The sequence below is a fragment of the Stenotrophomonas sp. YJH_SMC_119 genome (assembly GCF_059368315.1).
Genome location: NZ_JCAFRP010000001.1, coordinates 561,309 through 584,799 on the forward strand (window position 1 = coordinate 561,309; position 23,491 = coordinate 584,799).

26 protein-coding genes are annotated in these 23,491 nt (G+C 67.0%); 20 read left to right on the forward strand and 6 right to left on the reverse strand.

All coding sequences use genetic code 11. The features are described from left to right. Positions 1-51: 51 nt before the first annotated feature. From AC5P6S_RS02590 to AC5P6S_RS02610, 5 genes are read left to right on the forward strand one after another with little or no spacing between them, the layout of a single operon-like run. The gene (locus AC5P6S_RS02590) at positions 52-855 is read left to right on the forward strand and encodes a YggS family pyridoxal phosphate-dependent enzyme (RefSeq protein ID WP_320524242.1); all 804 of its coding nucleotides are present in this window, start codon (positions 52-54) and stop codon (positions 853-855) included. Continuing rightward, positions 852-1,565 carry a glutamine amidotransferase gene (locus tag AC5P6S_RS02595; protein ID WP_320524241.1) on the forward strand — a complete coding sequence of 238 codons (714 nt, stop codon included), beginning with the start codon at positions 852-854 and terminating at the stop codon, positions 1,563-1,565. The genes AC5P6S_RS02590 and AC5P6S_RS02595 overlap by 4 nt, the downstream gene beginning before the upstream one ends. Then, on the forward strand, positions 1,566-2,408 hold the full coding sequence (locus tag AC5P6S_RS02600) for a PfkB family carbohydrate kinase (protein ID WP_150084259.1): 843 nt from the start codon (positions 1,566-1,568) through the stop codon (positions 2,406-2,408). Then, positions 2,405-2,680 (forward strand): hypothetical protein, encoded by a 276-nt coding sequence (locus AC5P6S_RS02605; RefSeq protein WP_024889575.1) that lies wholly within the window; start codon positions 2,405-2,407, stop codon positions 2,678-2,680. Before AC5P6S_RS02600 ends, AC5P6S_RS02605 begins: the two co-directional genes overlap by 4 nt. 37 nt (positions 2,681-2,717) lie before the next feature. Then, on the forward strand, positions 2,718-3,626 hold the full coding sequence (locus tag AC5P6S_RS02610; RefSeq protein ID WP_029578113.1) for a LysR family transcriptional regulator: 909 nt from the start codon (positions 2,718-2,720) through the stop codon (positions 3,624-3,626). Between the two features lie 103 nt (positions 3,627-3,729). Here AC5P6S_RS02610 and AC5P6S_RS02615 read toward each other — a convergent pair whose 3' ends face one another. Then, positions 3,730-4,617, reverse strand: a complete 888-nt coding sequence (locus AC5P6S_RS02615) for a PhzF family phenazine biosynthesis protein (RefSeq protein WP_134552533.1) — start codon at positions 4,615-4,617, stop codon at positions 3,730-3,732. A gap of 61 nt (positions 4,618-4,678) precedes the next feature. Then, on the reverse strand, positions 4,679-5,338 hold the full coding sequence (locus AC5P6S_RS02620; protein ID WP_020649383.1) for a LysE family translocator: 660 nt from the start codon (positions 5,336-5,338) through the stop codon (positions 4,679-4,681). A 185-nt stretch (positions 5,339-5,523) separates the two neighbouring features. Here AC5P6S_RS02620 and AC5P6S_RS02625 point away from each other — a divergent pair, with 185 nt between their 5' ends. The 12 genes from AC5P6S_RS02625 (at position 5,524) to AC5P6S_RS02680 (ending at position 16,082) form a co-directional block, all read left to right on the forward strand. After that, positions 5,524-6,135 carry an RBBP9/YdeN family alpha/beta hydrolase gene (locus AC5P6S_RS02625; RefSeq protein WP_024889571.1) on the forward strand — a complete coding sequence of 204 codons (612 nt, stop codon included), beginning with the start codon at positions 5,524-5,526 and terminating at the stop codon, positions 6,133-6,135. Then, positions 6,132-6,344, forward strand: coding sequence for a DUF1737 domain-containing protein (locus AC5P6S_RS02630; RefSeq protein ID WP_221886791.1), 213 nt, complete (start codon positions 6,132-6,134; stop codon positions 6,342-6,344). Before AC5P6S_RS02625 ends, AC5P6S_RS02630 begins: the two co-directional genes overlap by 4 nt. 13 nt (positions 6,345-6,357) lie before the next feature. Continuing rightward, a complete protein-coding gene (locus tag AC5P6S_RS02635) occupies positions 6,358-6,993 on the forward strand; it encodes a LysE family translocator (protein ID WP_024889569.1) in 636 nt (211 codons plus the stop codon). 12 nt (positions 6,994-7,005) lie between these two features. Beyond that, positions 7,006-7,764: a sulfite exporter TauE/SafE family protein gene (locus tag AC5P6S_RS02640; protein WP_034365203.1), complete on the forward strand. Its 759-nt coding sequence runs from the start codon at positions 7,006-7,008 to the stop codon at positions 7,762-7,764. Positions 7,765-7,978: 214 nt separating this feature from the next. Then, a complete protein-coding gene (locus AC5P6S_RS02645) occupies positions 7,979-9,355 on the forward strand; it encodes a CoA transferase (RefSeq protein WP_274753547.1) in 1,377 nt (458 codons plus the stop codon). A gap of 44 nt (positions 9,356-9,399) precedes the next feature. Then, entirely contained in the window at positions 9,400-10,620 is a 1,221-nt protein-coding gene (locus AC5P6S_RS02650) for an MFS transporter (protein ID WP_495204461.1), read from the forward strand. Then, complete coding sequence (locus AC5P6S_RS02655; protein ID WP_495204462.1) at positions 10,610-11,200, forward strand: AAA family ATPase; 591 nt, start codon at positions 10,610-10,612, stop codon at positions 11,198-11,200. The genes AC5P6S_RS02650 and AC5P6S_RS02655 overlap by 11 nt, the downstream gene beginning before the upstream one ends. A 204-nt stretch (positions 11,201-11,404) precedes the next feature. Further along, the gene (locus AC5P6S_RS02660; RefSeq protein WP_034365193.1) at positions 11,405-11,842 is read left to right on the forward strand and encodes a TIGR03757 family integrating conjugative element protein; all 438 of its coding nucleotides are present in this window, start codon (positions 11,405-11,407) and stop codon (positions 11,840-11,842) included. Next, on the forward strand, positions 11,839-12,789 hold the full coding sequence (locus AC5P6S_RS02665; protein WP_031635008.1) for a TIGR03756 family integrating conjugative element protein: 951 nt from the start codon (positions 11,839-11,841) through the stop codon (positions 12,787-12,789). Before AC5P6S_RS02660 ends, AC5P6S_RS02665 begins: the two co-directional genes overlap by 4 nt. Before the next feature lie 11 nt (positions 12,790-12,800). Then, a complete protein-coding gene (locus AC5P6S_RS02670; protein ID WP_009618111.1) occupies positions 12,801-14,198 on the forward strand; it encodes an integrating conjugative element protein in 1,398 nt (465 codons plus the stop codon). Beyond that, on the forward strand, positions 14,195-14,545 hold the full coding sequence (locus AC5P6S_RS02675; RefSeq protein WP_009618109.1) for a hypothetical protein: 351 nt from the start codon (positions 14,195-14,197) through the stop codon (positions 14,543-14,545). Before AC5P6S_RS02670 ends, AC5P6S_RS02675 begins: the two co-directional genes overlap by 4 nt. Before the next feature lie 13 nt (positions 14,546-14,558). After that, positions 14,559-16,082 (forward strand): conjugal transfer protein TraG N-terminal domain-containing protein, encoded by a 1,524-nt coding sequence (locus AC5P6S_RS02680; RefSeq protein ID WP_024889562.1) that lies wholly within the window; start codon positions 14,559-14,561, stop codon positions 16,080-16,082. 14 nt (positions 16,083-16,096) lie between these two features. Here the strand turns inward: AC5P6S_RS02680 and AC5P6S_RS02685 are convergent, their stop codons facing one another. The 3 genes from AC5P6S_RS02685 to AC5P6S_RS02695 are packed head-to-tail and all read right to left on the reverse strand — an operon-like array spanning position 16,097 to position 17,156. Beyond that, positions 16,097-16,468: a DUF3742 family protein gene (locus tag AC5P6S_RS02685; RefSeq protein WP_024889561.1), complete on the reverse strand. Its 372-nt coding sequence runs from the start codon at positions 16,466-16,468 to the stop codon at positions 16,097-16,099. A gap of 56 nt (positions 16,469-16,524) precedes the next feature. Next, positions 16,525-16,938: a putative toxin-antitoxin system toxin component, PIN family gene (locus tag AC5P6S_RS02690; protein ID WP_020649368.1), complete on the reverse strand. Its 414-nt coding sequence runs from the start codon at positions 16,936-16,938 to the stop codon at positions 16,525-16,527. Continuing rightward, positions 16,938-17,156, reverse strand: a complete 219-nt coding sequence (locus AC5P6S_RS02695; RefSeq protein WP_021205410.1) for an AbrB/MazE/SpoVT family DNA-binding domain-containing protein — start codon at positions 17,154-17,156, stop codon at positions 16,938-16,940. The genes AC5P6S_RS02690 and AC5P6S_RS02695 overlap by 1 nt, the downstream gene beginning before the upstream one ends. 331 nt (positions 17,157-17,487) lie before the next feature. On the opposite strand from AC5P6S_RS02695, the gene mobH reads away from it, so the two are divergent. Continuing rightward, on the forward strand, positions 17,488-19,317 hold the full coding sequence (mobH, locus tag AC5P6S_RS02700; RefSeq protein ID WP_495204463.1) for a MobH family relaxase: 1,830 nt from the start codon (positions 17,488-17,490) through the stop codon (positions 19,315-19,317). Here mobH and pdxR read toward each other — a convergent pair. After that, positions 19,309-20,832 carry a MocR-like pyridoxine biosynthesis transcription factor PdxR gene (gene pdxR / locus AC5P6S_RS02705; RefSeq protein WP_034365169.1) on the reverse strand — a complete coding sequence of 508 codons (1,524 nt, stop codon included), beginning with the start codon at positions 20,830-20,832 and terminating at the stop codon, positions 19,309-19,311. The two genes, mobH and pdxR, sit on opposite strands and share 9 nt — an antisense overlap. A gap of 102 nt (positions 20,833-20,934) precedes the next feature. Here pdxR and AC5P6S_RS02710 point away from each other — a divergent pair, with 102 nt between their 5' ends. Both AC5P6S_RS02710 and AC5P6S_RS02715 read left to right on the forward strand, forming a co-directional pair. Next, complete coding sequence (locus AC5P6S_RS02710; RefSeq protein ID WP_495204464.1) at positions 20,935-22,176, forward strand: benzoate/H(+) symporter BenE family transporter; 1,242 nt, start codon at positions 20,935-20,937, stop codon at positions 22,174-22,176. Then, positions 22,176-23,474, forward strand: coding sequence for an aspartate aminotransferase family protein (locus AC5P6S_RS02715; protein ID WP_329916241.1), 1,299 nt, complete (start codon positions 22,176-22,178; stop codon positions 23,472-23,474). Before AC5P6S_RS02710 ends, AC5P6S_RS02715 begins: the two co-directional genes overlap by 1 nt. Positions 23,475-23,491 lie beyond the last annotated feature (17 nt).

The following is a 23,491-nucleotide window of genomic DNA, read 5'->3' on the forward strand; positions in this document are numbered from 1 at the left end:
ATGTATATTTTGTCCTATGACAATGTTAGCAGCACGGAGAACCCCTTGTCCATGAACGCGCAGACGCATCCCTGGCCCACCGCACACAGCGTCGAGGACTTTCGGCGCAATCTGGCGGCGGTGCATCGGCGCATCGCCGATGCCTGCTCCCGCGCGGGACGCGATCCGTCCGATGTGCGCCTGCTGCCGGTCAGCAAGACCGTGCCGGAGGAGCGCATCCGTCTGGCTTACGCCGCCGGCTGCCGCGACCTGGGTGAGAACAAGGTGCAGGAGGCGCAGCGCAAGGCCGAAGCGATGGTGGATCTCGCCGACCTGCGCTGGTCGGTCATCGGCCACCTGCAGACCAACAAGGCCAAGGTCGTGGCACGCTTCGCCAGCGAGTTCCAGGCCCTGGACAGCCTGCGTGTGGCGGAGGCGCTGGACCGTCGCCTGCAAGCCGAAGGGCGCGCACTGGATGTGTTCGTGCAGGTCAACACCTCGGGCGAGGCCAGCAAGTTCGGCTTGCCGCCTTCCGAGGTGGCCGGCTTCGTCCGGGCGCTGCCGGGCTTCTCCGCCCTGCGCGTGCGAGGCCTGATGACACTGGCGCTGCTGTCGGCCGATCCGGCGCGGGTCCGTCCCTGCTTCGTGCTGTTGCGCGAACTGCGTGATCGGCTGCGCCAGGAGGCGCCGGCGGGCATCGGCATGGACGAACTGTCGATGGGGATGTCCGGCGACTTCGAGCTGGCCATTGAGGAAGGCGCCACCGTCGTGCGCGTCGGCCAGGCCATCTTTGGCGCTCGCGCGACGCCGGACAGCGATTACTGGCCCGACGACGACCGGGCTGCGACATCGACCGCATCGGAGCAGACCGCATGAAGACCGCCCTGGCCCTGCGCCACATCCATTTCGAAGACCTCGGCACGCTCGAACCGCTGCTGCGCGAGCGTGGATTCGACGTGCGCTACCTCGACCCCGCGACGGACGACCTGGCCGGTGAGGAGGCCGCGGCAAGCGATCTTCTCATTGCACTGGGTGGGCCGATCGGCGCCTTCGACGAGCGGGCCTATCCCTTTCTTGCCGACGAACTGCGTCTGCTCGAACGGCGCTTGGCCAGCGGCCGGCCGCTGCTCGGCATTTGTTTGGGCGCGCAATTGATCGCGCGCCTGCTCGGCGCCGCCGTCGCCCCCATGGGCTTCAAGGAGATCGGCTTCGGCGCGCTGACGCTGACGGATGCGGGCCGCCGCTCGGTGCTGGCACCGCTGGCCGGCGTGCCGGTGCTGCATTGGCACGGCGACCGCTTCGAGCTGCCTGAGGGCAGTGAACTGCTGGCGAGCACCGAAAGCTGCGTGCAGCAGGCCTACGCGGTCGGCAACTGGGTGCTGGGTCTGCAGTTCCACCTGGAAGCCGATGCCAGCCGAATCGAACGCTGGCTGGTCGGCCATTGCTGCGAGCTGGGCCAGGCCGGCGTCGATCCGCGCACGCTGCGCGCGGATGCCGAGCGGCATGGGGCAACGCTGAAGGCTGCGGCCCACCACACGATCGGCGCGTGGCTGGACCGGCAGCAGGACACGGGGGGGGCGTCCTGAATGACGGTGACCCAACCTGTGCCCATCGATGTCATCAGCATCCAGTCCCAGGTGGTCTACGGGCGGGTCGGCAACAACGCGGCGATTCCCGCGTTGGAAGCCTGCGGGCTGCTTACGACCGCGGTGCCGACCGCGCTGCTCAGCAACACCCCGCACTATCCCTCGGTCCATGGCGGTGCGGTGCCCGACGCGTGGTTCGCTGGCTGGTTGGATGACCTGGAGGCGCGCGGCATCCCCGCGTGCGCTCGCGTTGTGCAGGTCGGCTTCCTCGGCGCGCCGTCGCAGGCACGGATCCTCGCATCCTGGTGGTCGACGATGCGCGAGCGCCACCCGCAACTGCGCCTGCACCTGGATCCGGTCATTGGCGACTACGACCAAGGCGTGTATGCGGCGGCTGGCATGGCCGAGGCCTGGCGCACGCTGCTGATTCCAGAAGCCCACGGCCTCGTCCCCAATCGGTTCGAGCTGGAACAGGTCACCGGCAGAACGCTGCAGGGTCTGGCGGATTGCCGCGAGGCTGCCCGTGCGCTGTTGCGCGGCCCCACCCAATGGGTGGTGGTGACCAGTGTCCAGGATGATCCTGAAAGCGCCGTCGTCCAGACGCTGCTGGAGACGCGAGAGGGGGTATCGCGCCTCTTCGAGCATCCCCACGTGCCCTGCGTGGTGAAAGGGGCCGGCGACTACTTCGCCGCGCGCCTGACCGGCCATTGCCTGCTTGGCATAGAGATGCCTCAGGCCGTCGAGCGCGCCTGCGGCGAAACCGCCGAGCAACTGACCCGCACCCGGCGCCTGGGCTGGGAGGAAATGGCCATCCACGCTATGGCCGGGAGCGTCCGGCCATGAATGCCTACCGCCTCGTGATTTCCCGGCATAGCCGGCTGCTGGGTCAGTTCGACAGCGAAACGCCCTGGGCGGGCGACGCGATCCGCGACCTGCTACAGCGACTTCCCGAATGCGATGGCTATCGCACCGAACTGTTCGTCGCGCGCGAAGAGCGCCGATTGCTCGAAAGCGGTCCTGGCGGCCTGAAGGTCCTCGGCCGCGAGCTCTTGTTCCAACCCTTGCCGATCACGGCGCTGCTGTCTGGCACGGCGCCCGAGGAGCCGCTCGCGTGAATCAAGCTCCCGGCCTCATGTACGCGTAGGTGGCGCGATGGAGCTGCGACACCTGCGCTGTTTCGTGGCAGTGGCCGAGGAACTGCACTTCACGCGTGCGGCGGTGCGGCTCCATATCGAGCAGTCTCCGCTGTCGCGCACCATCCGGGAGCTGGAGTCTGACCTCGGCGCCACGCTGTTCGAGCGCAATCGGCGCGGCACCCAGCTCACCTGGGCGGGCCAGGTCCTGCTGGAAGATGCCCGCCGCGTGTTCGCGGTGCTGGAACAGGCACGAACCAACGTCCGGGCCGCCGCCACGGGCTATCGCGGCATGCTGCGCCTCGCGCTGTCGGACGGTATCGCGCAGACACGCCTCGCGGCACTCCTGGCCCTGTGCCGGGAGGAGGAGCCCGATGTGGAAATCCGCCTGTTCGAGACGCCGCTCGCATCGCAAGTGCGCGGGTTGCGCGACGACACTTTCGATGCCGGGTTTGCGCAGTCTGACGAGGCTGGAGAGGGCATCCTGTGCGAGGCGGTCTGGTCCGATCCCATCCTGGTGGCCATTCCGACGCGCCATCCTTTGCTGGCCTTCAGGCAGGTCCCTCTGGATGAACTGCTGCGCTATCCCCTGATCAAGTGCCACCCGGAAACCTGCGAGGGTGCGTACCGGCAGATCAAACGGCTGCTCCGGACGGCCGCCATCCAGCCCCGGATCGCAGAGCGGGTCGCGACACTGGAATTGATGCTGACGCTGGTGGCCGCGGGCTACGGACTGGGTTTCGCCACGGCGGCGCAGATTTCGGTCTGCCGTCATCCCGAGGTCATTGCGCGGCCCCTGTCGGACCCGTCGGCATGCATGACCACCTACTTGTTGCGGCCGGACAGTGAGCCCTCGGAACCGCTGCAGCACTTCATCGAACGCGCCATGCTCTCGCGCGACGACAGTCCCGCCGTCGATCCGATCTAGCCCTGGGCAACAGCGTTCCTCGCAGCGCAGACCTTCGTCGGGGACGCCGCGCAGGTGCCATGGCAAGCCATGGGCGACCGAGCGGCTGAACGTGCCGCCGCGTCTACAGATGCAGGGTGCCGCTGGCGACGGTCACGGCCTGGCCACCGACGCGCACCGTCAGTTCGTCGCCGTTTCGGGTCCATTCGACGTGGATCAGGCCATCGCGTCCCATCTCGATGCCTTGCTCCGCAAGGTAGCCACCCTGGAGAGCCGATGCGTGCCGGTGCCTTGCCAGGAATGCCGCGACACACCCGTTTCCAGACCCGCAGACGGGGTCCTCGGCCACGCCTTCGCCTGGCGCAAACGTGCGCAGGCGCAAGCGTACCGGCGCGTCGGCCTCGTGCTCGGCAAAGACGGTCACGCCGACGGCACCCGATGCGCGGCAGCGTTCGGCGATGCGAGGCAGGTTGGGACGCAGCGACGCCAGGGCGGCGACGCTGCGCAGCTCGGCGATCAGCCACGGGATGCCGGTGGAGACGACTTCTACCGGCATCGCGGCCAGCATGTTCGCATCGCAGCCCAGCAGGGCCGACATTTCCCCAGGACCGATGGCCGTGTTGCGGAACTGCGGGCTGGCCTGGGTCATCCAGTAGATCGGCGAGCCCTCGGTCGGAACGACTTCGACAGGCACGATGCCGATGCCGCAGGCCTGCCGCAGCAGACTTGCATCGACCAGATCGCCACGGTGCGCACGCACCGCGCTCGCAGTGGCGATGGTGGGGTGCCCCGCGAACGGTAGCTCGCTGGAGGGCGTGAAGATGCGCACCCGATAGTCGGTGTCGGGCGATTCCGGGGCCAGCACGAAGACCGTCTCGGACAGGTTCATCTCGCGCGCGATCCGCTGCATGGTCCGCGCATCGAGGTCGTCGGCATCGAACACGACGGCAGCCGGGTTGCCCCTGAGCGGCTGGCTCGTGAACACATCGACTTGCAGGAAGGATTTGTTCATCGCTTCTCCAGGTTCGGTCGCACCGCCTGTGCTCGGTTGCGTGCGCGTGGCCGGGAATGAATCACGCGGCCAGGGCCTTGGCGCCGCTCGACGGTCTCCACAACAGAATCCATGCGGCGAATCCGAGGAAGCCGATGCCCGCCAAGCGCGTGCAGCGCTGGCGCCAGACGGAAGTGCCCAATGCTCCCCGCACCCGGCTTGCAATGGCGGCATAGCCGGTCAAGGTGGCGCCGCTGAGGATCACGAAGATCGCGGTCAGGCCCATGAACTGAGGGATGAGCGCCTGGTCGGCCCGGATGAACTGGGGGAAGAAGGCGGTGAAGAAGAGGATCGACTTCGGATTGGATGTCGCCACCAGGAATCCTTCCTTCGCCAGCGCGAAGGCCTGCACCGGCCCTGCGTCATGGGCACCGGCGTCCGGCGGCCGTGTGTGTCTGCCCTGCACAAGCAGGCGAAGACCGAGGTACGCCAGGTAGGCGGCGCCGGCCAGCCGCAGTGCGGTCATCGCGTGGGCGGATGCAAGCAGGAACAGGCCGACGCCCCACGCGGCCGCCGCGGAAACCACGAGCAACCCCAACATGTTGCCCAGCGTCGACCACAGGCTCGCGACCACGCCCTGGCGAGCGCCATTGCGCATCGCCAGCAGGATGGCCGGGCCGGGCGTAAGGATGGACAGCCAGGCCGCCAGGACGTAGGAAATCAGGAGCGGGATATCGGACATGGCGAACTCGGGGGGCTTCTTCGTCGGTTGTGAAGGAAGTGCACTTCGACGATAGCCAAGGCCATTCGAGCTGACCATTGAGCTTTTCTCGACGCTTGCTGAGACCTTCTCACTCGGCAATTCGACGCATCGGTCTTAAGGTTTCCAGCCAGACAACCTCACCCCGGATATCCGCGCACGCCACCATGAGCCACCTTCAGACCGTTCGCCTCTTGATGCTTCCCGGTATCGGCAATTCCGGGCCGGAGCATTGGCAGACGCGCTGGGCGTCGCGCCAGGAGCATGGCCGGCGATTCCAGCCTGCCGACTGGGACAGGCCGGACCTGGCCGACTGGCTGCAGGCACTCGATGCGGCTATCGACGAGTGCGGTGCGCCCGTCGTCTTGGTCGCACACAGCCTTTCGTGCCTGCTCGTCGCGCACTGGGCATCGCGGCCGGGAATCGGAGAAGACATCCAGCATCGGATCGCCCAGGTCCGGGGCGCCTTCCTGGTTGCCGTCCCTGACCCCGGCGCACCGGCGTTTCCAGGCGAGGCGAGCGAGTTCGGCCCGCCACCGACCGAACCCCTGCCGTTTCCCGCACTGGTGGTCGCCAGCAGCGACGACCCCTATGGCTCGCCGGAGCACGCCCGGCGCATGGCCATGGGTTGGGCAGCGGGATGCTTGGAAGTCGGCGCCCTCGGGCATATCAATGCCGCCAGCGGCGTGGGCGACTGGGACACCGGCTGGCATCTGCTGCAGGCATTCGGAGCGGGGCTGCGCGTCCAGATGCCGGCATCGAATCGACCGGGAGCATGAGCATGCGCGCGTACCGCTACCTGACCGGCATCGACGACGCGGCGTTCTGCCACCGCGTCACCGCGGCCCTGAACAGCGGCTGGGAGCTGTATGGCGCGCCGAGCCTGACCTACGACGCGGCGCGTGGCGCAGTGATCTGCGGCCAAGCCATCGTCAAGACCATCGAATCGACGACGTACAGCGAGTCACTGGACTTGTCTGTGCTCTGACGGAGATCCCCCAATGGATGCATCGACTGCGATCCTGGGCTTCACGCTGACGGCGCTGCTGCTCACCTTGACCCCCGGCCTGGACACGGCGCTGGTACTTCGCACGGCCGCTGTGGAAGGGGGGCGCAAGGCGATGAGGGCGGGCGGCGGCATCGTGACCGGCGTGCTGATCTGGGGGCTGATCGCGGCCCTCGGGCTCGGCGCGGTGCTCGCGGTCTCCCGACTCGCCTACACCCTGCTGCAGATCGCGGGCGCGGCCTATCTGCTCTGGCTCGGCTGGAAGCTGATCTCTGGCGCGCTCAAGAGCCGGCCGACGCTGCCCGCAGACGATCCGCCGCTCGTGCGTGGCGAGCGCTGGTTCCTGCGCGGTCTGCTGACGAATCTGCTCAATCCCAAGGTCGGGGTGTTCTACGTGAGCCTCCTGCCACAGTTCGTTCCCGCCGATGTGCCGGTGGTCGCGTTCAGCGTGCTGTTGGCCGGCATCCACGCCGCGATGGGACTGCTCTGGTTCGCCGCACTGGTGCTGGCCACGCGGCCCCTGGCACGCTGGCTGCGCCGGCCCACGGTGATGCGCTCGCTCGATGCGCTCACCGGCCTGGCACTGATGGGGTTTGGCCTGCGTCTGGCCCTGTCCAGGCCGACGAGCTGAGGTGCGAGCGGCATGGACATCGGAACCTTCCTGCTGCTGGCCGGTGCCGGCATGATCGGCGGCATCTGCAATGCGGTGGCCGGCGGCGGCACATTCTTCACCTTTCCCGCGCTGCTGGCTGCCGGCGTACCACCCGTGGTGGCCAACGCCACCAGCGCGGTGTCGATCTGGCCGGGGCATGCGAGCAGTCTGCTCGGCTATCGCAGCGAACTCGGGCGCCACCGCGCCGCGTTGCGGCGCAGCCTGCCCGTGGTCGGTGCCGGTTCGCTGGTGGGCGCCGCACTGTTGGTGTTCACCGGAGATGCGCAGTTCAGCCGTCTGGTGCCGTGGCTGATCCTCGTCGCGACCGTTCTGTTCGCCCTGGGGCCCTGGCTGCGCCAGGCCATCGAGCGGCATGCTCGCGGTCAGGTGCCGCACCTGGTGGCGGCGGGGGCGGAGTTCCTGACCGCACTCTATGGCGGCTACTTCGGAGCCGGCCTGGGCATCATGCTGATGGCGATCCTGACCTTGCTGGGTGTGCGCGATGTCCAGGAGGCCAACGCCGTCAAAAATGCGATGGCTACCGTCGTGACCAGTGCCGCGGTGATGCTCTTCGTCGCCACCGGGTCCATCGCCTGGACGCAAGGCAGTGCGGTCCTGCTGGGCGCGATCGTGGGGGGCTATACCGGCGCGCGGTTGGCGCGCTGGATTCCGCCGCTGGCGCTGCGTTGGACGATCGTGGCGACCGGCCTGGCGCTCTCTGCGTACTTCGGGCTGAAGGCGGGCGCATGATGGATCGCTTGCAGCGGGCGCGCGACGCCCACGCCTGTGCGAATACGGCGCTCCCCGGCATCGCCAATGGCGCGCGATGCTGCTTTCCGCGGTCCGCTGCGTTTGCGGACAACGCGGCGCCGACCCTGCCTCCCGCCTGGATCTGCCAACCCGACTCGGCCGACGGGGTAGCTTGTCGATTTAGTTGGCGAACTTTCTGTGAGGAGTCCATTCGATGAATCCACTCGATGCACTGACTGCGCTCTGGTCGCTGGGCGGGCTGCCGCCGCAGGCGCTGGCCGGGATCGCGCTGACGGGCAGCGACCCGGTGTTCCCCTCATCCTTCGCCGTCGGCACCGCCGCGCAGACCAGCATTGCCGCGGCTGCGCTCGCCGCCTGCGAACTCGGCCATGAGCGGGGTGCTCCGCGCCAGCGTGTCGCCGTGGACATGGCTCACGCCGCCGCCGAATGCACCGGCTGGTTCACGCTCGACGGCCAGGAGCCCGAGCTGTGGGACCCGTTCGCCGGCCTGTACCGCTGCGCCGATGGCTACGTGCGTGTACACACCAACTTCCCGCACCACCGCGATGGCGCGCTGCGCCTGCTGGGCCTGGACCCCGCAACTGCCACACGCGCCGACGCAGAGCAGGCCCTGCGGGGTTGGAAGGCGCTGGACTTCGAGCAGGCCGCGGCCGACCACGCGCTGGTGGCCACGGCGTTGCGCAGCTTCGCCGAGTGGGATGCCACGCCCCAGGGTCAGGCGGTGGCCTCGCAACCCTTGATGACCATCACCCGAATCGCCGATGCGCCACCGCGCGCACTGCCGCCCCTGGCGGCCGATGAGCGGCCGCTCGCCGGCCTGCGCGTGCTCGACCTCACGCGCATCCTGGCCGGCCCCGTCGGTGGGCGGGCGATGGCGTCGTTCGGCGCGGACGTGATGCTGGTCAACTCACCGAACCTGCCCAACATCGCCGCTATTGCCGAAACCAGCCGCGGCAAGCGCTCGGCGCACATCGACCTGCGCAGCGAGGCCGGGCGCGAAGCGCTGTGGCAGCTCCTGGAAGACGCCCACGTGTTCTCGCAGGGGTACCGGCCCGGCGGCCTGGCCGCGCTCGGCTTCTCGCCCGAGGCCCTGGCCGCGCGCCGGCCCGGCATCGTCGCCGTGTCGCTGACCGCCTACGGCACGCAAGGGCCCTGGGCCGACCGGCGCGGTTTCGATTCGCTGGTGCAGACGGCAATGGGCTTCAACCACGCCGAGGGCGAGGCGGCGGGCGACGGCAAGCCGCGCGCGCTGCCGATGCAGATCCTCGACCAGGCCAGCGGCTTCCTGATGGCTTTCGGCGCCGCCGCCGCGCTGTGGCGACAGTCGCGCGAAGGGGGAAGCTGGCACGTGCAGGTGTCGCTGGCGCAGACCGGGCACTGGCTGCGCGGGCTGGGGCGCATCGAAGAGGGTCTGCGGGCCGGCAGGCCGGACCTCAGCCCCTGGCTCGCCGACGAAGTCTCCGGCTTCGGCCTGCTGCGCGCCGTGCGCCCCAGCGCGCAAATGGCGCGAACACCGGCCGGCTATGCGCGACCGTCAGTGCCGCCGGGAACGGATCGCCCGAACTGGTGAGAGCTTGTCCGCAAGCCGAGAGTTGATACGGCCGGACCCCTTGAATGAGCAATATCCCAGGTCACCCCGGCGATGCATCGCGTGCCGCACCGATGCCTGCCACGTCAGCCTTGCCCTCCCATCTGCTGTGGACCATTGCCCTGGCGGCGGGCGCATCCGTGGCCAACAGCTACTACAACCAGCCGCTTCTCGGCGAATTGAGCCGGGAGTTCGCGCTCTCTGCGGGGACCGTGACCTGGCTGCCCGTGCTCACCCAGGCGGGCAATGCCCTGGGCGTGCTGTTCCTGGCACCACTGGGTGACCGCCTGGAGCGCAAGTCGCTCATCCTGCGAACGCTGGCGGCGCTGGTGCTCTCCCTGGTGCTGGCAGCCGCGTCCTCCGGCTTCGTTCAATTGGCACTGGCGAGCCTCGCCGTGGGTTTGTGCGCCACCGTGGCGCAACAACTGGTTCCCTTGGCCATCCACCTGGCACCCTCCCACCGCAAGGGGCAGGTGCTCGGCGTGGTGACGGGCGGCATCCTGATCGGCATCCTGGCGGCCCGTGTGGTGAGCGGCTGGATGACCGAGCTTTGGGGCTGGCGGTCCGTCTTCGGCTTTTCTGCGGCACTGATGCTGGTACTGGGCTTTCGGCTGGCATGGACGCTGCCGGTGGTACCACCGTCCTCCGATCTCGGCTATGGACGATTGCTGCTGTCGATGTGGCATTTGGTGCGCAAGCACGCTTCCTTGCGCCAGGCTGTGGCCGTCCAGTTCCTGCTGTTTGCCAGCATGATCGGCTTCTGGGCAACGTTCGCGCTCTGGCTGGAGCGGCCGCCACTGCAGCTCGGCGCGGTATCCGCCGGCCTGTTCGCGCTGGTCGGCGTGTGCGGCGCGTTGGCTGCACCGGCGGCTGGCCGGTTTGCCGACCGACGCGGACATGACGCAGTCGTTCGTGCAGGCGCGGTGGGAACCGCAACGGCATTTGCCGTGCTGTACCTGGGAGGCTCATCGATCCCCGCACTCGTCCTCGGCATCTTCTTGCTCGACGTGGCCGTGCAGTCGGCCCAGGTGGCGAACCAGACCATGGTCTATGCATTGGATGCGGGTGCGCGCAGCCGGCTGAACACCGTGTTCATGGGCACGATGCTGCTTGGCGGGGCCTTCGGCGCTGCTGCATGCGGGTGGGCCTTCACTGCCCATGGATGGGCCGGGGTCTGCGCCCTTGGCATGCTCAGCACCACCATTGCGTGGGGCCTGTCTCTTCGGCTAACCATTGATGACAAGTGAATTGACAAACCGTCTGCTGGTCGAAGCAAACCCTGACATGACGCCGATGCCACCTCAGGTGGTCATATCGGGGTGCTCCGGCGGCGGCAAGTCGACCCTGCTCGGGGAACTGCGGCGGCGTGGTCATGCGACCGTCGCCGAACCCGGGCGGAGGATCATCGCCGAGCAGATTCGACAGGGCGGCAACGCCCTGCCATGGACCGACATGGCGGCCTTTCTGCGCGAGGCGCTGAGCGTCGCCGCCATGGATTTCGAAGGCGCGGCACGGGACGCTGGTCCGGTTTTCTTCGACCGAGGGCTAATCGACGCAGCCGCAGCGCTTCAGCGACTGTTCGGTGTACCTCTGTCGGAAAGCCTGGGCGAATCCCGCCCCTATGGGCGGCTCGTGTTCCTCGCTCCGCCCTGGCCGGACATCTATTGCGCCGACGAGGCGCGGCGGCACGGCTTTCCCGAGGCTGAGGCGGAATACGCCCACCTGGATGCAACCTACCGGGCACTCGGCTACGAAGTCAGGTTGCTTCCGCGCGCCAGTGTGGCCGAACGGGCCGACTTCGTTCTCCAGGCGATTCATCGCCGCTGAAGGCGAGACCGACTTGTGGCGGCCGCCTTGGCTGTCGATCCGAACGCGGCCTTGTCGCAGGCGCACTCGCAGGCACCGTTTGGGGTGATCACGCGATGACAGGGATGGCGAAAACGGGATGAGGCGGTCTCCGGATTGTTTGTCGTGTCGAAGCCGGATTTCGGTTCGACTGTCACCGGATTGGCTTCCCTCCGGTGTTGTCTCATGGACTCTTGCGCTGTTCCTCATGCCACTCGCACCCGCCCAGCATGGCTTGCTCCGGGCATTGCCATCCTGACGTTGGCCACCCGCGCCGCCGCAGCGGAAGTATGGGTCGTTACCGACTCGCATCATCCGGTCCTTGGCCAGGCTGACCGACACCTCATCTTGGACGCGGCCGCGGTGCTCGAAGCGGAGCTGGCCGACAACCTGCCCACCGATCCTGAGCGCGCCAGCGCCATCGTCCAGCAACGCCTGAAGCTGGGCGGTACAGACCTGCAGCGAAGGATCGGCACCGCCTACCAGGGCGTTGCCGATGCCTGGAGCCTTGGCGTCGCCAAGGTTCCGGCCATCGTGGTGGATCGCCGATACGTGGTCTATGGCGAGACGGACGTGGCCCGTGCGGTTTCCCGCATCGACCAATACCGGAGGACGCAGCCATGACGAGGCGTCCGTTCGCACCATCCCGGCGCCAGCGGTTGGCCATCGCAGCGCTGTTGCTGGGGTGTTCCGCATCGTCCTTTGCACTGAACACCGCCACCATCGTGGCCTCCACCCTGTCGCCGGATTGCCTGGAGTACCGCGTCACCGGCATCTGCTACTGGCTCTATTGCACCTGGACGGGATGCACCGTGCGCACCTCGGTCAAGGTGCGCCACTACATCCCGGATGCCGTGGTGTCGAGCTACTCGAACACCGGCGAGAACCCTTGGGTCGAGGTGCGGGCGATGAGCCTGCCGAACCCGACCGCGAAGGCCGGCGGCGACGGCACCACCAACGAGGATCACGAGAACAACCTGGCGAAGTTCAAGAACGCCGACGTCATCGGCCATCCCGGTGGCCATGTGTTCAGCCAGTTCGCCAGCGCGTCCGGCTACACCTGCGAGGGCGCAGGCACCGCCTTCATGCCCTATCTGCTGAGCACGCTCGACACGCTGGCATGGCGCTACAACATCCCCGAGGCGCTGTATCCGGAAGCACTGATTCCCGGCCGGCGCGAGATCGGCACGCGCACGGCCATGAATCTCTGGGGCAACGTCTATCCGCGTGGCGGCTTCCTGCACCAGGTGGATGACCACAAGGCCGCAGCCGTGGTCGCCCAGCGCGCGGGTGACATCGTGACGCGCCGCAACCAGATCCACGTCTACCAACCGCTGCTCGCCAGTTCGCGCGATGGCTACTGGCCGGCCGGCGCCCTGATGGAAACCGATGCCGCCACGGGCAAGTGGCAGGAGCTGACCCCCACGCTGTCCAGCAGTTGCGCGGTATTCCCCCACGGCAATGCCAAGGTGCAGGCCCGGCAAGGCGACTACGCCTGGGCATTGTGGCGTCCTTATAGCTGCTGCCAGCGCCGCGGCCAGGTGTTCCTCGGCAGCGTCGATTTCCTGTGAGACCCGATGCCATGACGACTTCATTTCCGAGCGCCCGTCGATTTCTGTACGTCGCATTGGCCGTTGTCGCAGCGTTGTGCTACTCCAGCGCCGGGGCGCAGACCAGCGTCAACGAGTACGGCGTCCAGCATCAAGGCAGCGTGATAGGCGACGACGTGCTCTACAGCATTGGGGGCGGCCGCGCGGTGTCCATGAGCGGTGCGGCCAACATGCACTCCATCGGCGTTGGCGTCGGCTGGAACAGCAACCTGATCTGTGGCGACATGAGCATCACCACCACGCTGCAGAACCAGTTGAACGGCATCACCAATGGCTTCCAGGCCATCATGTCCTCGGTGATCCAGAACGCCACCGCTGCCGTGGCGTCGCTGCCCGCCTTGATCATCCAGCGCGCCGATCCAGGGCTGTACAACCTGTTGACCAATGGGGTGCTGCAAGCCAGGCTGGATTTCGATCGCAGCAAGCTGACCTGCCGTGCCATCGCCAATCGCATGGCCGACATGGCGGGTGGGCAGCTCGGCTGGGACCAGCTCGCCGAAGGCATGGCGCTGAAGCAGGCCGTCGCGAGCACCGATGCGGTCTCAGCGATCGACGACGCCGAGGCGAACCGTGGCAACAATGGCGTGCCGTGGGTCGGCGGAGACAACGCTGGCGGCGCGGGCCAACGTCCGGTGCGTGTGGTCGGCGACGTGACCCGCGCCGGCTACAACCTGCTCAATGGCCGTGGCGTCGGCGATGCCAGTTCGATTCCGCAAGCCAGTTGCAGCGGCAACCTGGCATGCCAGACCTGGAGTTCGCCCGATGCCGCCGCAGCCTGGGCCATTCGCGTGCTGGGCGAGCAGGAGCAGCGCACCTGCGATGCATGCACCAAGACCGTCACCACGCCGGGCGTTGGCCTGACCCCGCTGATTCAGGAGGAATACGAGGACAAGCTGCAGGCCCTGCAGGAGCTGGTCGCCGGCAGCCGTCCGACCACGGCGCAGAACCTGCAGGCTGCGAGTAGCGCGTCGCTGCCCATCACCCGTGGCGTGATCGAGGCGCTGCGCGACGAGACGGACCAGGACATCCTGGCTCGGCGCCTGGCCTCGGAGGTTGCGCTGGCCAGCGTGCTGGAGAAGGCGCTGCTGCTGCAACGCACGCTGCTGACCGGGCGCAAGGAGCCCAACGTGGCCGCCAACGAACTGGCCCAGAAGGCCGTCACCCACGAAAGCGACATCCTCGATCGCGAGATTCACAACCTGAAAGCAGAGCTGGAGCTGCGCCGCGAACTGGCCAGCAATTCGCCGATGGCGATCATCCAGCGCCACAGCACCCGCGCCGCCGGTGCGCGTGGCATCTACGAGGGTGACCCGGTGCGCAATCGGGTCGATGAACTGCAGCGGCCGCCGTCTGGCGGAAGCCATCCATGAATACCGTGGGGCGGTGCCTGCGCTGGCTGTCCAGCCGGCGTGCCATCCTGGTGCTGGTGTGGGCGGTGTCGCTGCTGATCGCCGCGACCGCCGTCAATGTGGTCGGCATCCGCATCGCGGGCGGCATCGAGGGCTGGCAGCGCTGGATGGCGGCGCAATCCGGGGCCTTCCTGGCCTGGCGGTTGTTGCTCTACGCCGCCACCGCCTGGGGTTGGCTCTGGATGCGACGTCGCCTGCGCGCGCGGGAACCGGAGCGCGCTGCCGGGCAACGGCTGCTGCGCGCGGAGGTTGCGGCCATCGTCGCCGTGATCGTGCTGGAAGCCAGCCTGCTGATGCAGGCACGGTAGCGCGAGGTTCGCCATGACGCTGTACACCACCGACTACCTGGAGTACTACCTGACGCTGGTGTCCTGGGTGGTCCACAACGGCATCTGGTCGGTGCTGGTCGCCAGCGGCGTGTTCGCCGTCCCGTTCCTGGCGATCGTCATCCAGGAATGGTTGAAGGCCCGCGCGGAAGGCGCGGACGAAGGCAACAAGGGCGTGCTGTCCTCGGCTCGCATCGAGAACCGCGTCTTCGTCGCCATCGTGGTGATCATGTTCGCGGGCATTCCCTTCATCGACGTCGATTTCAACACCATCAAGTACGACCGTTCGCGTTCGACCCAATGCCAAGTAAATGTCCCAGAGCCGACCGATACGGGCTGGTCGCAATCGTTTAGCACGATCAACAACCAGTCGGCCAAGGTGCCGGTGTGGTGGTTCGCCATGCACGCGATCTCGCGCGCGATCACCGGCGCTTCGGTCGCGGCCATTCCTTGCGGCACCGACCTGCGGCAGATCCGCATGGACATCGACGCGACCCGCATCGACGACCCGGTGCTGGCCCAGGAGATCAGCGACTTCACCCGCGACTGCTACGGCCCCGCCCGCGCCAAGCTGTTCATGACCCGGCCCAGCCTGAGCGAGGAGCAGATGCACGACGTCACCTGGATCGGCTCCAGCTACTTCGTCGGCACCGCCGGCTTCTACGACAGCTACCGCTCCAGGACTCCGCGCGATGCCTGGCCGTTCGACGCCACGCGCGACGCCGGCCTAGCCCAGGTGCCCGGCGGGGGCGGCTACCCGACCTGCCGGCAGTGGTGGTCCGACGGCGACCACGGCCTGCGGGCACGACTGCTGGCCCAGGTCGATCCCAGCCTGCTGACGCGACTGGTCGGCTGGGCGGGCTTCCTGAGCCAGTCCGAGGTCAACGACTCGGTGATCCGCGCCGTCGCAAGCCCTCGCCAGCAGAAGCTCAACCAGGGGGCGGTCTACACGGACTACGGTGGCCAGATCGACATGACGCTGCCCAATATCGTCACCCGCGCCGCCAGCGACGTGGGGCTGACCGTCGGATCACTGGGCTATTTCCCGGCGATGGACGTGGTGCGGCAGGCGCTGCCGATGGTGCTGTCCCTGCTCAAGATGGCGCTGGTCATCTGCATCCCGCTGGTGATGCTGACCGGCACCTATGACCTCAAGACCGTGGTCACGGTGAGCGTGGTGCAGTTCGCGCTGTTCTTCACCGAATTCTGGTTTCAGCTCGCCCGCTGGATCGACTCGACGATCCTCGATGCACTCTACGGCTGGGGGTGGGGCTGGAACCGGCCGCACACGAACTTCGATCCGCTGGTGGGCCTCAACAACACCTTCGGAGACATGCTGCTGAACTTCGTGATGGCCACGATGTTTTTGATCTTGCCCACGTTCTGGGTGGCGGCATTGGCCTGGGCTGGTATCCGTGCAGGCAACGTGCTTCAAGGATTGAGTACTGGCACGCGGGATGCCGGACAAGCCGGTGGCAGGGGCGGCGGCTTGATGATCGGTGCGGCCAAGCAGAAATAGCTCCAACCGCCGGTTCAATCGTCTTCGAATCGTGGATCTGGGTCATCGCTGTAGTTGATGGGGTCGTAGGCAAGGCTTTCGCGATGATCCAGCTCTTCGGCCTTGCGTCCGAGGAAATCATCGTCACCTTGCGGCGCTTGCTCCGCCATCCTGGCTGCCACAGCGAGAGCGACCAGCAACAGCGCCGCCCAGACCGAGACATACAGCAACACGCCGAGGGTCGCCAGCTTGACCCCCCAGATCAGCACCGCTGCACCGCCCGCCGGCAGTCCTTGCGCCATCAGCCATTGATGCACCCGACGCTCCGCGCGCAGGCAACCGCCCCATACACCGCCCAGCCAGCGGCCGAGTCGCGCTGCGGTGGTCATGCGTGCGGTGTGCTTCATGGTTGGCTACCTCATGGTCGTTCCACGGTCGTTGGGCAAGGCCGTGCCGGTTTCCTTCATGCCTGTCGCGCCGCGAATGCTTCGGCGGTCATGATCAAGCCGGGAAAGTCCTCTCGCATGGCGAGAATGTCCGCATCCCCCGTGATCAACGCATCCGCCTTGCCGACATGCGCGAGCACCAGGAACACCTGGTCCTTCTTGTCGCGGCAGACCGGCAGGTCTGGCCATGGCGCAGGCAGTTCCACCACATCGGCGTAGGGCAGAAAGTCCGCCAGCAACTCCTGCTGTTCCGAGGTCGACAGCTTGAACTTGGGATAGGCCAGGACGCGCAGGAGTTCACTGGCCGTCTCCCGGCAGACCAGCGGCTGCAACTGCTGGTGCTGCCAGGCGTGGCGTATCCAGGCCAGGCGTCCGGCACTGAAGATCAGCGCCGACAGCACGATGTTGGTGTCGAGGACGACCCTGCGCATCACTGCCGTGCCCAGGCCACGGCATCCTCAACGTCCTGCTCGGTGATCCCGAGTTGCTCCAGCTTCTCGCGCACAGCCTGTGCCTTCTGGACGCGCACGGGGGTCAGGACGATCCGACCGCCCTCGACGGTGACGTCGAAGTACTCCGCCGCATCCACGCCGGACACGGCCGCCTTGGGCAGCGTGATCTGATTTTTCGATGTGAGCTTGGCAAGCATGGGAGGCCTCCATAAGTTTCAAAGGAAATCTTACTTCCTTACTTCATTCTCGACAAGCATGCCTTCGGGCGCAGGGGTTTCAGGGCCTGCTGCGCTTTCAGCGCCGGTTGAAACGGACTGATCTGGTGAAAACACAGTGCCTGTTCCGCTCGATCCTGGAGCGCACCGGCTCCGCATTGATTGCGGCACACGAAGCCGACTGCCCCTATATCAAAGGGCTTGTCGAAGGCCAAAGGGCTGGGGATGGAGCAAGGGAATGGCCTCAAGGGGAAAGGCCCTACCCGAAAAGGCCAAAAGGCTCCTCCGGCCAGCCCATCACCAGGATGTCGCCATGCTTTCGCTGTTCCAGCGCAAACGGGTGCCGCTGGCCACCGCCGCCGCGCCACCTCCTGCCGAGCCTGCCAAAGGGCTGACGCCACCGCAGTCGGCCGCAGCGCTGCTGGCGGAGCCGCGCCGGCAGCGGCTGCTGGAACACATCTGGCAGCGCACCTCGCTGTCGCGTCGGCAGTTCCGCTCGCTGTACCTCGCGCCGCTGGAGCGCTACGCCGAGCTGGTCCAGCAGTTCCCGGCCTCGGAGGCGTATCACCATGCATGGCCGGGCGGCATGCTGGACCACGGCCTGGAGATCGTGGCCTACGCGCTCAAACTGAGGCAGTCCCACTTGCTTCCGGCCGGCGCCTCGCCCGAGGCCCAGGCCGCGCAAGCCGAGGCCTGGACCGCCGGGACCGCCTACGCCGCGTTGCTGCACGACATTGGCAAGATCGCGGTCGACCTGCACGTCGAGCAGGCCGATGGCCTGGTCTGGCACCCCTGGCACGGGCCGCTGCGGCAGCCGTACCGCTTTCGTTACCGGACGGATCGCGAGTACCGGCTGCATGGCGCCGCCACGGGACTGCTCTACACCCGTGTGCTCGATGCCGGCATCCTCGACTGGCTGAGCGACTACCAGGACCTGTGGTCGGCGCTGCTGTACGTGCTGGCGGGCCAGTACGAGCATGCCGGCACGCTTGGAGAGCTGGTCGTCAAGGCTGACCAGGCATCGGTGGCCTTGGCGCTCGGCGGTGATCCGGCCAGGGCGATGGCGGCGCCGAAGCATGCGTTGCAGCGCAAGCTGCTGGATGGCCTGCGCTACCTGCTGCGCGAGGAATTCAAGCTGAACCAGCCCGGCGGCCCGTCGGATGGATGGCTGACCCCGGAGGCACTCTGGCTCGTCAGCAAGACGGTCAGCGACAAGCTGCGCGCGCACCTCCTGTCGCAGGGCATCGAAGGCATTCCATCGAACAACACCGCCGTCTTCACGGTGCTCCAGGACCATGGGATCGTGCAGCCCGCCCCGGATGGGAAGGCGATCTGGCGGGCCACCGTCACGAGCGGCACCGGCTGGTCGCACAGCTTTACCTTCCTGCGCCTGTCGCCGGCCTTGATCTGGGAGTCCGGCGAGCGTCCCGCACCGTTCGCCGGCACGGTCACGACGGAAGAGGCCCTCCCTGGCGATGAGGCAGCGCCGGCCTCCGCCGGCATCCCGGCCACCTCACCGTCCCCTGGGGTGGCGGATTCCCCGGCCGGGATCGCGGACCCGGTCTCCGATCTGCTGTCGATGCTTGATGCGTCCGACGCAACCACCACCAGTGCATCGTCCGCCAGCGCGGAACCGCCATCACCATCCGCCGCCGCAACTGCGGCAGTGACTCATTTGGCGCCGACCAGTCCTGCCACCATGCCGGCTCCCACCAAGGCCACGCCGTCCGGGGAAGACTTCATTGCCTGGCTCAAGCAAGGCATCGAATCGCGCAAGCTCATCATCAACGATGCGAACGCACTGGTGCATACCGTCGTTGGCACGGCGTACCTGGTCAGCCCCGGCGTTTTCCAGCGCTACGTGCAGGAACATCCGGAGATCCAGGTGCTGGCCCGGCAGGACAATCTGCACGACTGGCAATGGGTGCAGAAGCGCTTCGAGAAGCTGGGACTGCACCGCAAACAGGACAGCGGCCTGAACATCTGGACCTGCGAAGTCACCGGGCCGCGCAAGTCGCGGCGGTTGCACGGCTATCTGTTGGCGACGCCTTCGACATTGTTCGCGGAAGTCCCGCCGGACAACCCCTACCTGTCCCTGACGCGGAGCTGGCAGCACGAAAGGCGCCAGCGCGCCTCATGGTGATCGGCGACACAGCGCACGCAGCACGCTTGCCAGCTTCTTGACAGCGATCTCCAGTTCATGGGGTGCATGGGCAGCAAATCCCATGAGGAAACCGGCCCCATCCCTGCCCGATGCATGGCGGCGCGATGCATGCAGCGCGGTCAGCCCCAGCAGGTCGATGCCGACCCGCCGTGCCGATTCCACCGCCTCGCGCTCGGGAATGTCGCGGATGAACACGCAAGGCATCTGCATCCCGCCAGCGGGCACCCTGGGCTCCACGAAGTCGGCCAGGTGCTGGCGCACCAGCTGCGCCAGCACATCGCGGCGTTCCGCATAGACGGCCCGCATGGTTCGCACATGGGCTCCGAAATGCCCACCCTCGATGAAGCGAGCCAGGGTGAGCTGCGGGATCGGTGCGCTGTGCCCATCCAGCAGGGTGCGGGCCACGGTCATGGGCGACACCAGAGCCTCCGGCAGCACCATGTAGCCGATGCGCAGGCCGGGGAACAGCGACTTGGTGAAGGTGCCGATGTAGATCGTGCGGCCGTGGGGGTCGAGCCCCTGTACGCATGCGGTGGGCTTTCCTTCGTAGTGGAATTCGCTGTCGTAGTCGTCCTCGATGATCCAAGCCTGGTGCTGGCGGGCCCATTCGATGACGGCCAGGCGCCGGTCCAACGCCAGCGTAGCCCCGGTTGGGAACTGGTGCGAGGGCGTCAGGAACACCACCCGGGCGGCATTGCAAGGGGTCTGCGCCTTTGCCAGCAGGTGCGCTATCTGCATGCCTTGGTCATCCATCGGCACGGGCACGCAATCCAACCCGGCGGCGTCAAATGCCTTGCGCGCCCCGTGGTACACGGGGTCTTCGATGAAGATGCGCTCGCCAGCATCGAGCAGCACGGTGGCGCACAGGGTCATGGCCTGTTGGGAACTGGTCAGCACCAGCACGCGCTCGGGTGTGGCCTGCGCGCCTCGTTCGAGGTTGACGTAGGCGGCAATGGCGCGTCGCAACGGCTCCATGCCCTGCGGTGGGCTGTGCAGCAGCGCCAGGGTGCCGTACTCCTTCAACACCTGCCGCTGCAAGCGCTCCCAGGTTGGCAGCGGAAAGCTGCGCGTCTCCGGCACGCCGGGCGCGAAGGGGCGCGACATCAGGAAGTCGCGCACGCCGCCGCCCTGGAGCATGGCATCGCCGCGCCGGCTCAGGCGCAGGGGTGCCTTGCGATCCACGCTCGTGCGCCGTGGTCTGCCGCGCCCGGGCAGCCACCGGGCCTGCTCGGACACGAAGCTGCCACTGCCGACCCGCCGCTCAATGAAACCTTCGGCGTGCAACTGGCCATAGGCCGACTCCACCGTGTCGCGGGACACCCCCAGCGACTTCGCCAACGCGCGCGACGCGGGCAGGGGGCGGCCTACATCGAGCGCGCCATCCAGGATCAACTGGCGAATGGCCCGCTGTACCCGTGCATGCAGGGGCAACGCGCCGTGCGCGGGGTCGCCGAGCCAGGCTTTGACGGATTCAAGTTGGGCATGCTTGAACAATTGGTAGGTACTTCATCTGGAAATTGGTAGGGAACATCATGCCATTACAAGTCTATCGTCTCATGGTCATTTCATCCCCATGCCAGGAGCCCAATTCAGATCATGCCGTCGGATCCTTCAGCTTCGCCCGTTCGTTGGAACGATCTCACCCATCCCGTCGTGGCCGGACTGATTTCGGTCATCGTCAACTATGGCGGCACTTTCATCCTGGTGTTCCAGGCAGCCAAGGTCGCGGGCCTGAGCCCGGAGCTGACGGCCTCGTGGGTGTGGTCGATTTCCATTGGCGTGGGCGTGACAGGCATCATCTTGAGCTGGGTATCCCGCGAACCGATCATCACCGCCTGGTCCACGCCGGCAGCGGCGTTTCTGGTCACAGCACTGGCAACCACACCTTATGCCGAGGCCGTCGGGGCATACCTGATCTCGGCTGCCGCCTTTGTGCTGCTGGGCCTGTCGGGTTGGTTCGAGCGCGTTATCCGTTTGATACCGCCAGGCGTGGCTGCCGGGCTGCTGGCCGGCATCCTGCTGCAATTCGGCACTGGCGCCTTCGGCGGCTTGAGCGTCGATCCGCTGCTGGCGGGACTGCTGATCGCCGCCTATCTGGTGTTCAAGCGCTATTCCGCGCGCTATGCGGTGGTGGGCATCCTGGTGCTGGGATTGGTATTCCTGCTGGCGCAGGGCCGCGTCGATCTGTCGGGACTGAGCCTGAAACTGGCCGCGCCGGTGTTCACCATGCCCGCGTTCTCGCTCAACGCCTTGTTGAGCGTGGCGTTGCCGCTGTTCCTCATTACCCTGACCGGGCAGTACATGCCGGGCATGCTGGTATTGCGCAATGACGGCTTCAAGACCAGCGCCAACCCCATCGTGACCATCACGGGCCTGGGTTCGCTGCTGATGGCGCCGTTCGGTTCGCACGCCTTCAACATCGCGGCGATCACCGCCGCCATCTGCACGGGCCGGGAGGCACACGAAGACCCGTCCAGGCGTTGGATCGCGGGGATGGCCGCTGGGGTGTTCTACGTTCTGATCGGCGTGTTCGGGGTGACGTTGGCCGCGGTCTTCATGGCCTTCCCGGCGACCTTCATCACCACGCTGGCGGGCCTGGCCCTGCTGGGGACGATCGGCGGCAGCCTAGCCACCGCCATGTCCGATGCCAGGACCCGGGAAGCCTCACTGATCACGTTTCTGGCGGCCGCCGCCAACATCACCCTGCTGGGCATTGGCGGGGCGTTCTGGGGGTTGGTGCTAGGGCTGGCGGCGCATGCTGTGCTCAACGGGCGGGTGCTGCTGCGGGTACGTACATCGGTCATTACGCCTACGCCTGCAAACGAGAGGGTGAAGTGATGACCGAGGCTTTCAACACACGGACTGACGGTTACGCCAACCGTGCCGAATTCGAGGAATCTCCCATGCAGACGACCGCCCCTCACCTGATGCGCGCCTACGCCCGCCAACCTGTCTCTTTCGTGCGCGGTAACGGCGCGCGGCTCTGGGACGATCAGGGTGTGGAGTACCTAGATGCCATTGCCGGTGTCGCGGTTACCAGCCTGGGTCATGCCCACCCGGAAATCGCGGCCGTCATCGCCGAACAGGCCGGGGCGCTGCTGCACACTTCCAACGTGTTCCGCATCGACTGGCAGGAGCAGTTGGGGGAACGCCTGTGTGCGCTGACCGGGATGGAAAGCGCCTTCTTCTGCAACTCGGGTGCGGAAGCCAACGAAACCGCCCTCAAGTTGGCCAGGCTGCATGCCCATCGCAGGCAGGTGGCACGACCGCAGATCCTAGTCATGGGCAACGCCTTCCATGGCCGCACGCTGGCCACGCTCGCCGCCACAGACAACGCGGCCAACCAGCAGGGTTTCGGGCCGTTGCTGCCTGGCTTTCTGCGTGCTCCCTACGGTGATATCAGCGCGGTACGCCAGGCGGCAGAACAATCCCCGGACATCGTGGCGGTGTTGATCGAATCTGTACAGGGCGAGGGCGGCATTCGGGTGGCCAGTGCCGAATACTTGCGCGAACTGCGCGCTTTATGCGACCAGAGGGACTGGTTGCTGATGCTCGACGAGATCCAGGCCGGCATGGGGCGCACCGGCGCGTGGTTCGGATACGCGCACGCGGGCATCTCACCGGATGTGGTGACCCTGGCGAAAGCGCTGGGCAATGGCTTTCCCATCGGCGCGTGCCTGGCGCGCGGTATTGCGGCAGACCTGTTCTCGCCGGGCCAGCACGGCTCGACCTTCGGCGGCAATCCGCTGGCTTGCCGGGTGGCCTGCACCGTCCTCGACATCATGGCCCGTGACAGGATGCCCGAGCGCGCCATGGTGCTGGGCGCTCGCTTGCTGGTGGGCCTGCGCAAGGCGCTGGCAGGTCACCCGCACGTCCTCGCCATTCGCGGCCTGGGACTGATGGTGGGTATCGAACTGGACCGGCCCTGCAAGGAACTAGTTGGGCGCGCGCTGGCTGAGCAGCGCCTGCTCATCACCGTGACCCGAGACACCGTGATCAGGCTATTGCCACCATTCGTTTGCGACGAGCGTCAGATTGACGACATCGTGGTGCGTGTAGCGCGCCTGCTTTCATCGGACCTGGTTGATTGCGAGGTTTGGTCTGTTCCGGCTCAGCCGATGGACATCACCGTATGACGTCCAACCCCAACCGC

What these genes read in the sequence shown, in the direction of transcription:
- AC5P6S_RS02610 (WP_029578113.1), top strand. Translation starts at nt 2,718, where the DNA reads ATGGAGCTGCGACACCTGCGCTGTTTCGTGGCAGTGGCCGAGGAACTG.
- AC5P6S_RS02615 (WP_134552533.1), bottom strand. Translation starts at nt 4,617, where the DNA reads ATGAACAAATCCTTCCTGCAAGTCGATGTGTTCACGAGCCAGCCGCTC.
- AC5P6S_RS02600 (WP_150084259.1), top strand. Translation starts at nt 1,566, where the DNA reads ATGACGGTGACCCAACCTGTGCCCATCGATGTCATCAGCATCCAGTCC.
- AC5P6S_RS02675 (WP_009618109.1), top strand. Translation starts at nt 14,195, where the DNA reads ATGAATACCGTGGGGCGGTGCCTGCGCTGGCTGTCCAGCCGGCGTGCC.
- AC5P6S_RS02685 (WP_024889561.1), bottom strand. Translation starts at nt 16,468, where the DNA reads ATGAAGCACACCGCACGCATGACCACCGCAGCGCGACTCGGCCGCTGG.
- AC5P6S_RS02595 (WP_320524241.1), top strand. Translation starts at nt 852, where the DNA reads ATGAAGACCGCCCTGGCCCTGCGCCACATCCATTTCGAAGACCTCGGC.
- AC5P6S_RS02590 (WP_320524242.1), top strand. Translation starts at nt 52, where the DNA reads ATGAACGCGCAGACGCATCCCTGGCCCACCGCACACAGCGTCGAGGAC.
- AC5P6S_RS02690 (WP_020649368.1), bottom strand. Translation starts at nt 16,938, where the DNA reads ATGCGCAGGGTCGTCCTCGACACCAACATCGTGCTGTCGGCGCTGATC.
- AC5P6S_RS02680 (WP_024889562.1), top strand. Translation starts at nt 14,559, where the DNA reads ATGACGCTGTACACCACCGACTACCTGGAGTACTACCTGACGCTGGTG.
- AC5P6S_RS02605 (WP_024889575.1), top strand. Translation starts at nt 2,405, where the DNA reads ATGAATGCCTACCGCCTCGTGATTTCCCGGCATAGCCGGCTGCTGGGT.
- AC5P6S_RS02670 (WP_009618111.1), top strand. Translation starts at nt 12,801, where the DNA reads ATGACGACTTCATTTCCGAGCGCCCGTCGATTTCTGTACGTCGCATTG.
- AC5P6S_RS02660 (WP_034365193.1), top strand. Translation starts at nt 11,405, where the DNA reads ATGGACTCTTGCGCTGTTCCTCATGCCACTCGCACCCGCCCAGCATGG.
- AC5P6S_RS02655 (WP_495204462.1), top strand. Translation starts at nt 10,610, where the DNA reads ATGACAAGTGAATTGACAAACCGTCTGCTGGTCGAAGCAAACCCTGAC.
- AC5P6S_RS02665 (WP_031635008.1), top strand. Translation starts at nt 11,839, where the DNA reads ATGACGAGGCGTCCGTTCGCACCATCCCGGCGCCAGCGGTTGGCCATC.
- mobH (WP_495204463.1), top strand. Translation starts at nt 17,488, where the DNA reads ATGCTTTCGCTGTTCCAGCGCAAACGGGTGCCGCTGGCCACCGCCGCC.
- AC5P6S_RS02715 (WP_329916241.1), top strand. Translation starts at nt 22,176, where the DNA reads ATGACCGAGGCTTTCAACACACGGACTGACGGTTACGCCAACCGTGCC.
- AC5P6S_RS02710 (WP_495204464.1), top strand. Translation starts at nt 20,935, where the DNA reads ATGCCGTCGGATCCTTCAGCTTCGCCCGTTCGTTGGAACGATCTCACC.
- AC5P6S_RS02650 (WP_495204461.1), top strand. Translation starts at nt 9,400, where the DNA reads ATGAGCAATATCCCAGGTCACCCCGGCGATGCATCGCGTGCCGCACCG.
- AC5P6S_RS02695 (WP_021205410.1), bottom strand. Translation starts at nt 17,156, where the DNA reads ATGCTTGCCAAGCTCACATCGAAAAATCAGATCACGCTGCCCAAGGCG.
- AC5P6S_RS02635 (WP_024889569.1), top strand. Translation starts at nt 6,358, where the DNA reads ATGGATGCATCGACTGCGATCCTGGGCTTCACGCTGACGGCGCTGCTG.
- AC5P6S_RS02620 (WP_020649383.1), bottom strand. Translation starts at nt 5,338, where the DNA reads ATGTCCGATATCCCGCTCCTGATTTCCTACGTCCTGGCGGCCTGGCTG.
- AC5P6S_RS02630 (WP_221886791.1), top strand. Translation starts at nt 6,132, where the DNA reads ATGAGCATGCGCGCGTACCGCTACCTGACCGGCATCGACGACGCGGCG.
- AC5P6S_RS02645 (WP_274753547.1), top strand. Translation starts at nt 7,979, where the DNA reads ATGAATCCACTCGATGCACTGACTGCGCTCTGGTCGCTGGGCGGGCTG.
- AC5P6S_RS02625 (WP_024889571.1), top strand. Translation starts at nt 5,524, where the DNA reads ATGAGCCACCTTCAGACCGTTCGCCTCTTGATGCTTCCCGGTATCGGC.
- AC5P6S_RS02640 (WP_034365203.1), top strand. Translation starts at nt 7,006, where the DNA reads ATGGACATCGGAACCTTCCTGCTGCTGGCCGGTGCCGGCATGATCGGC.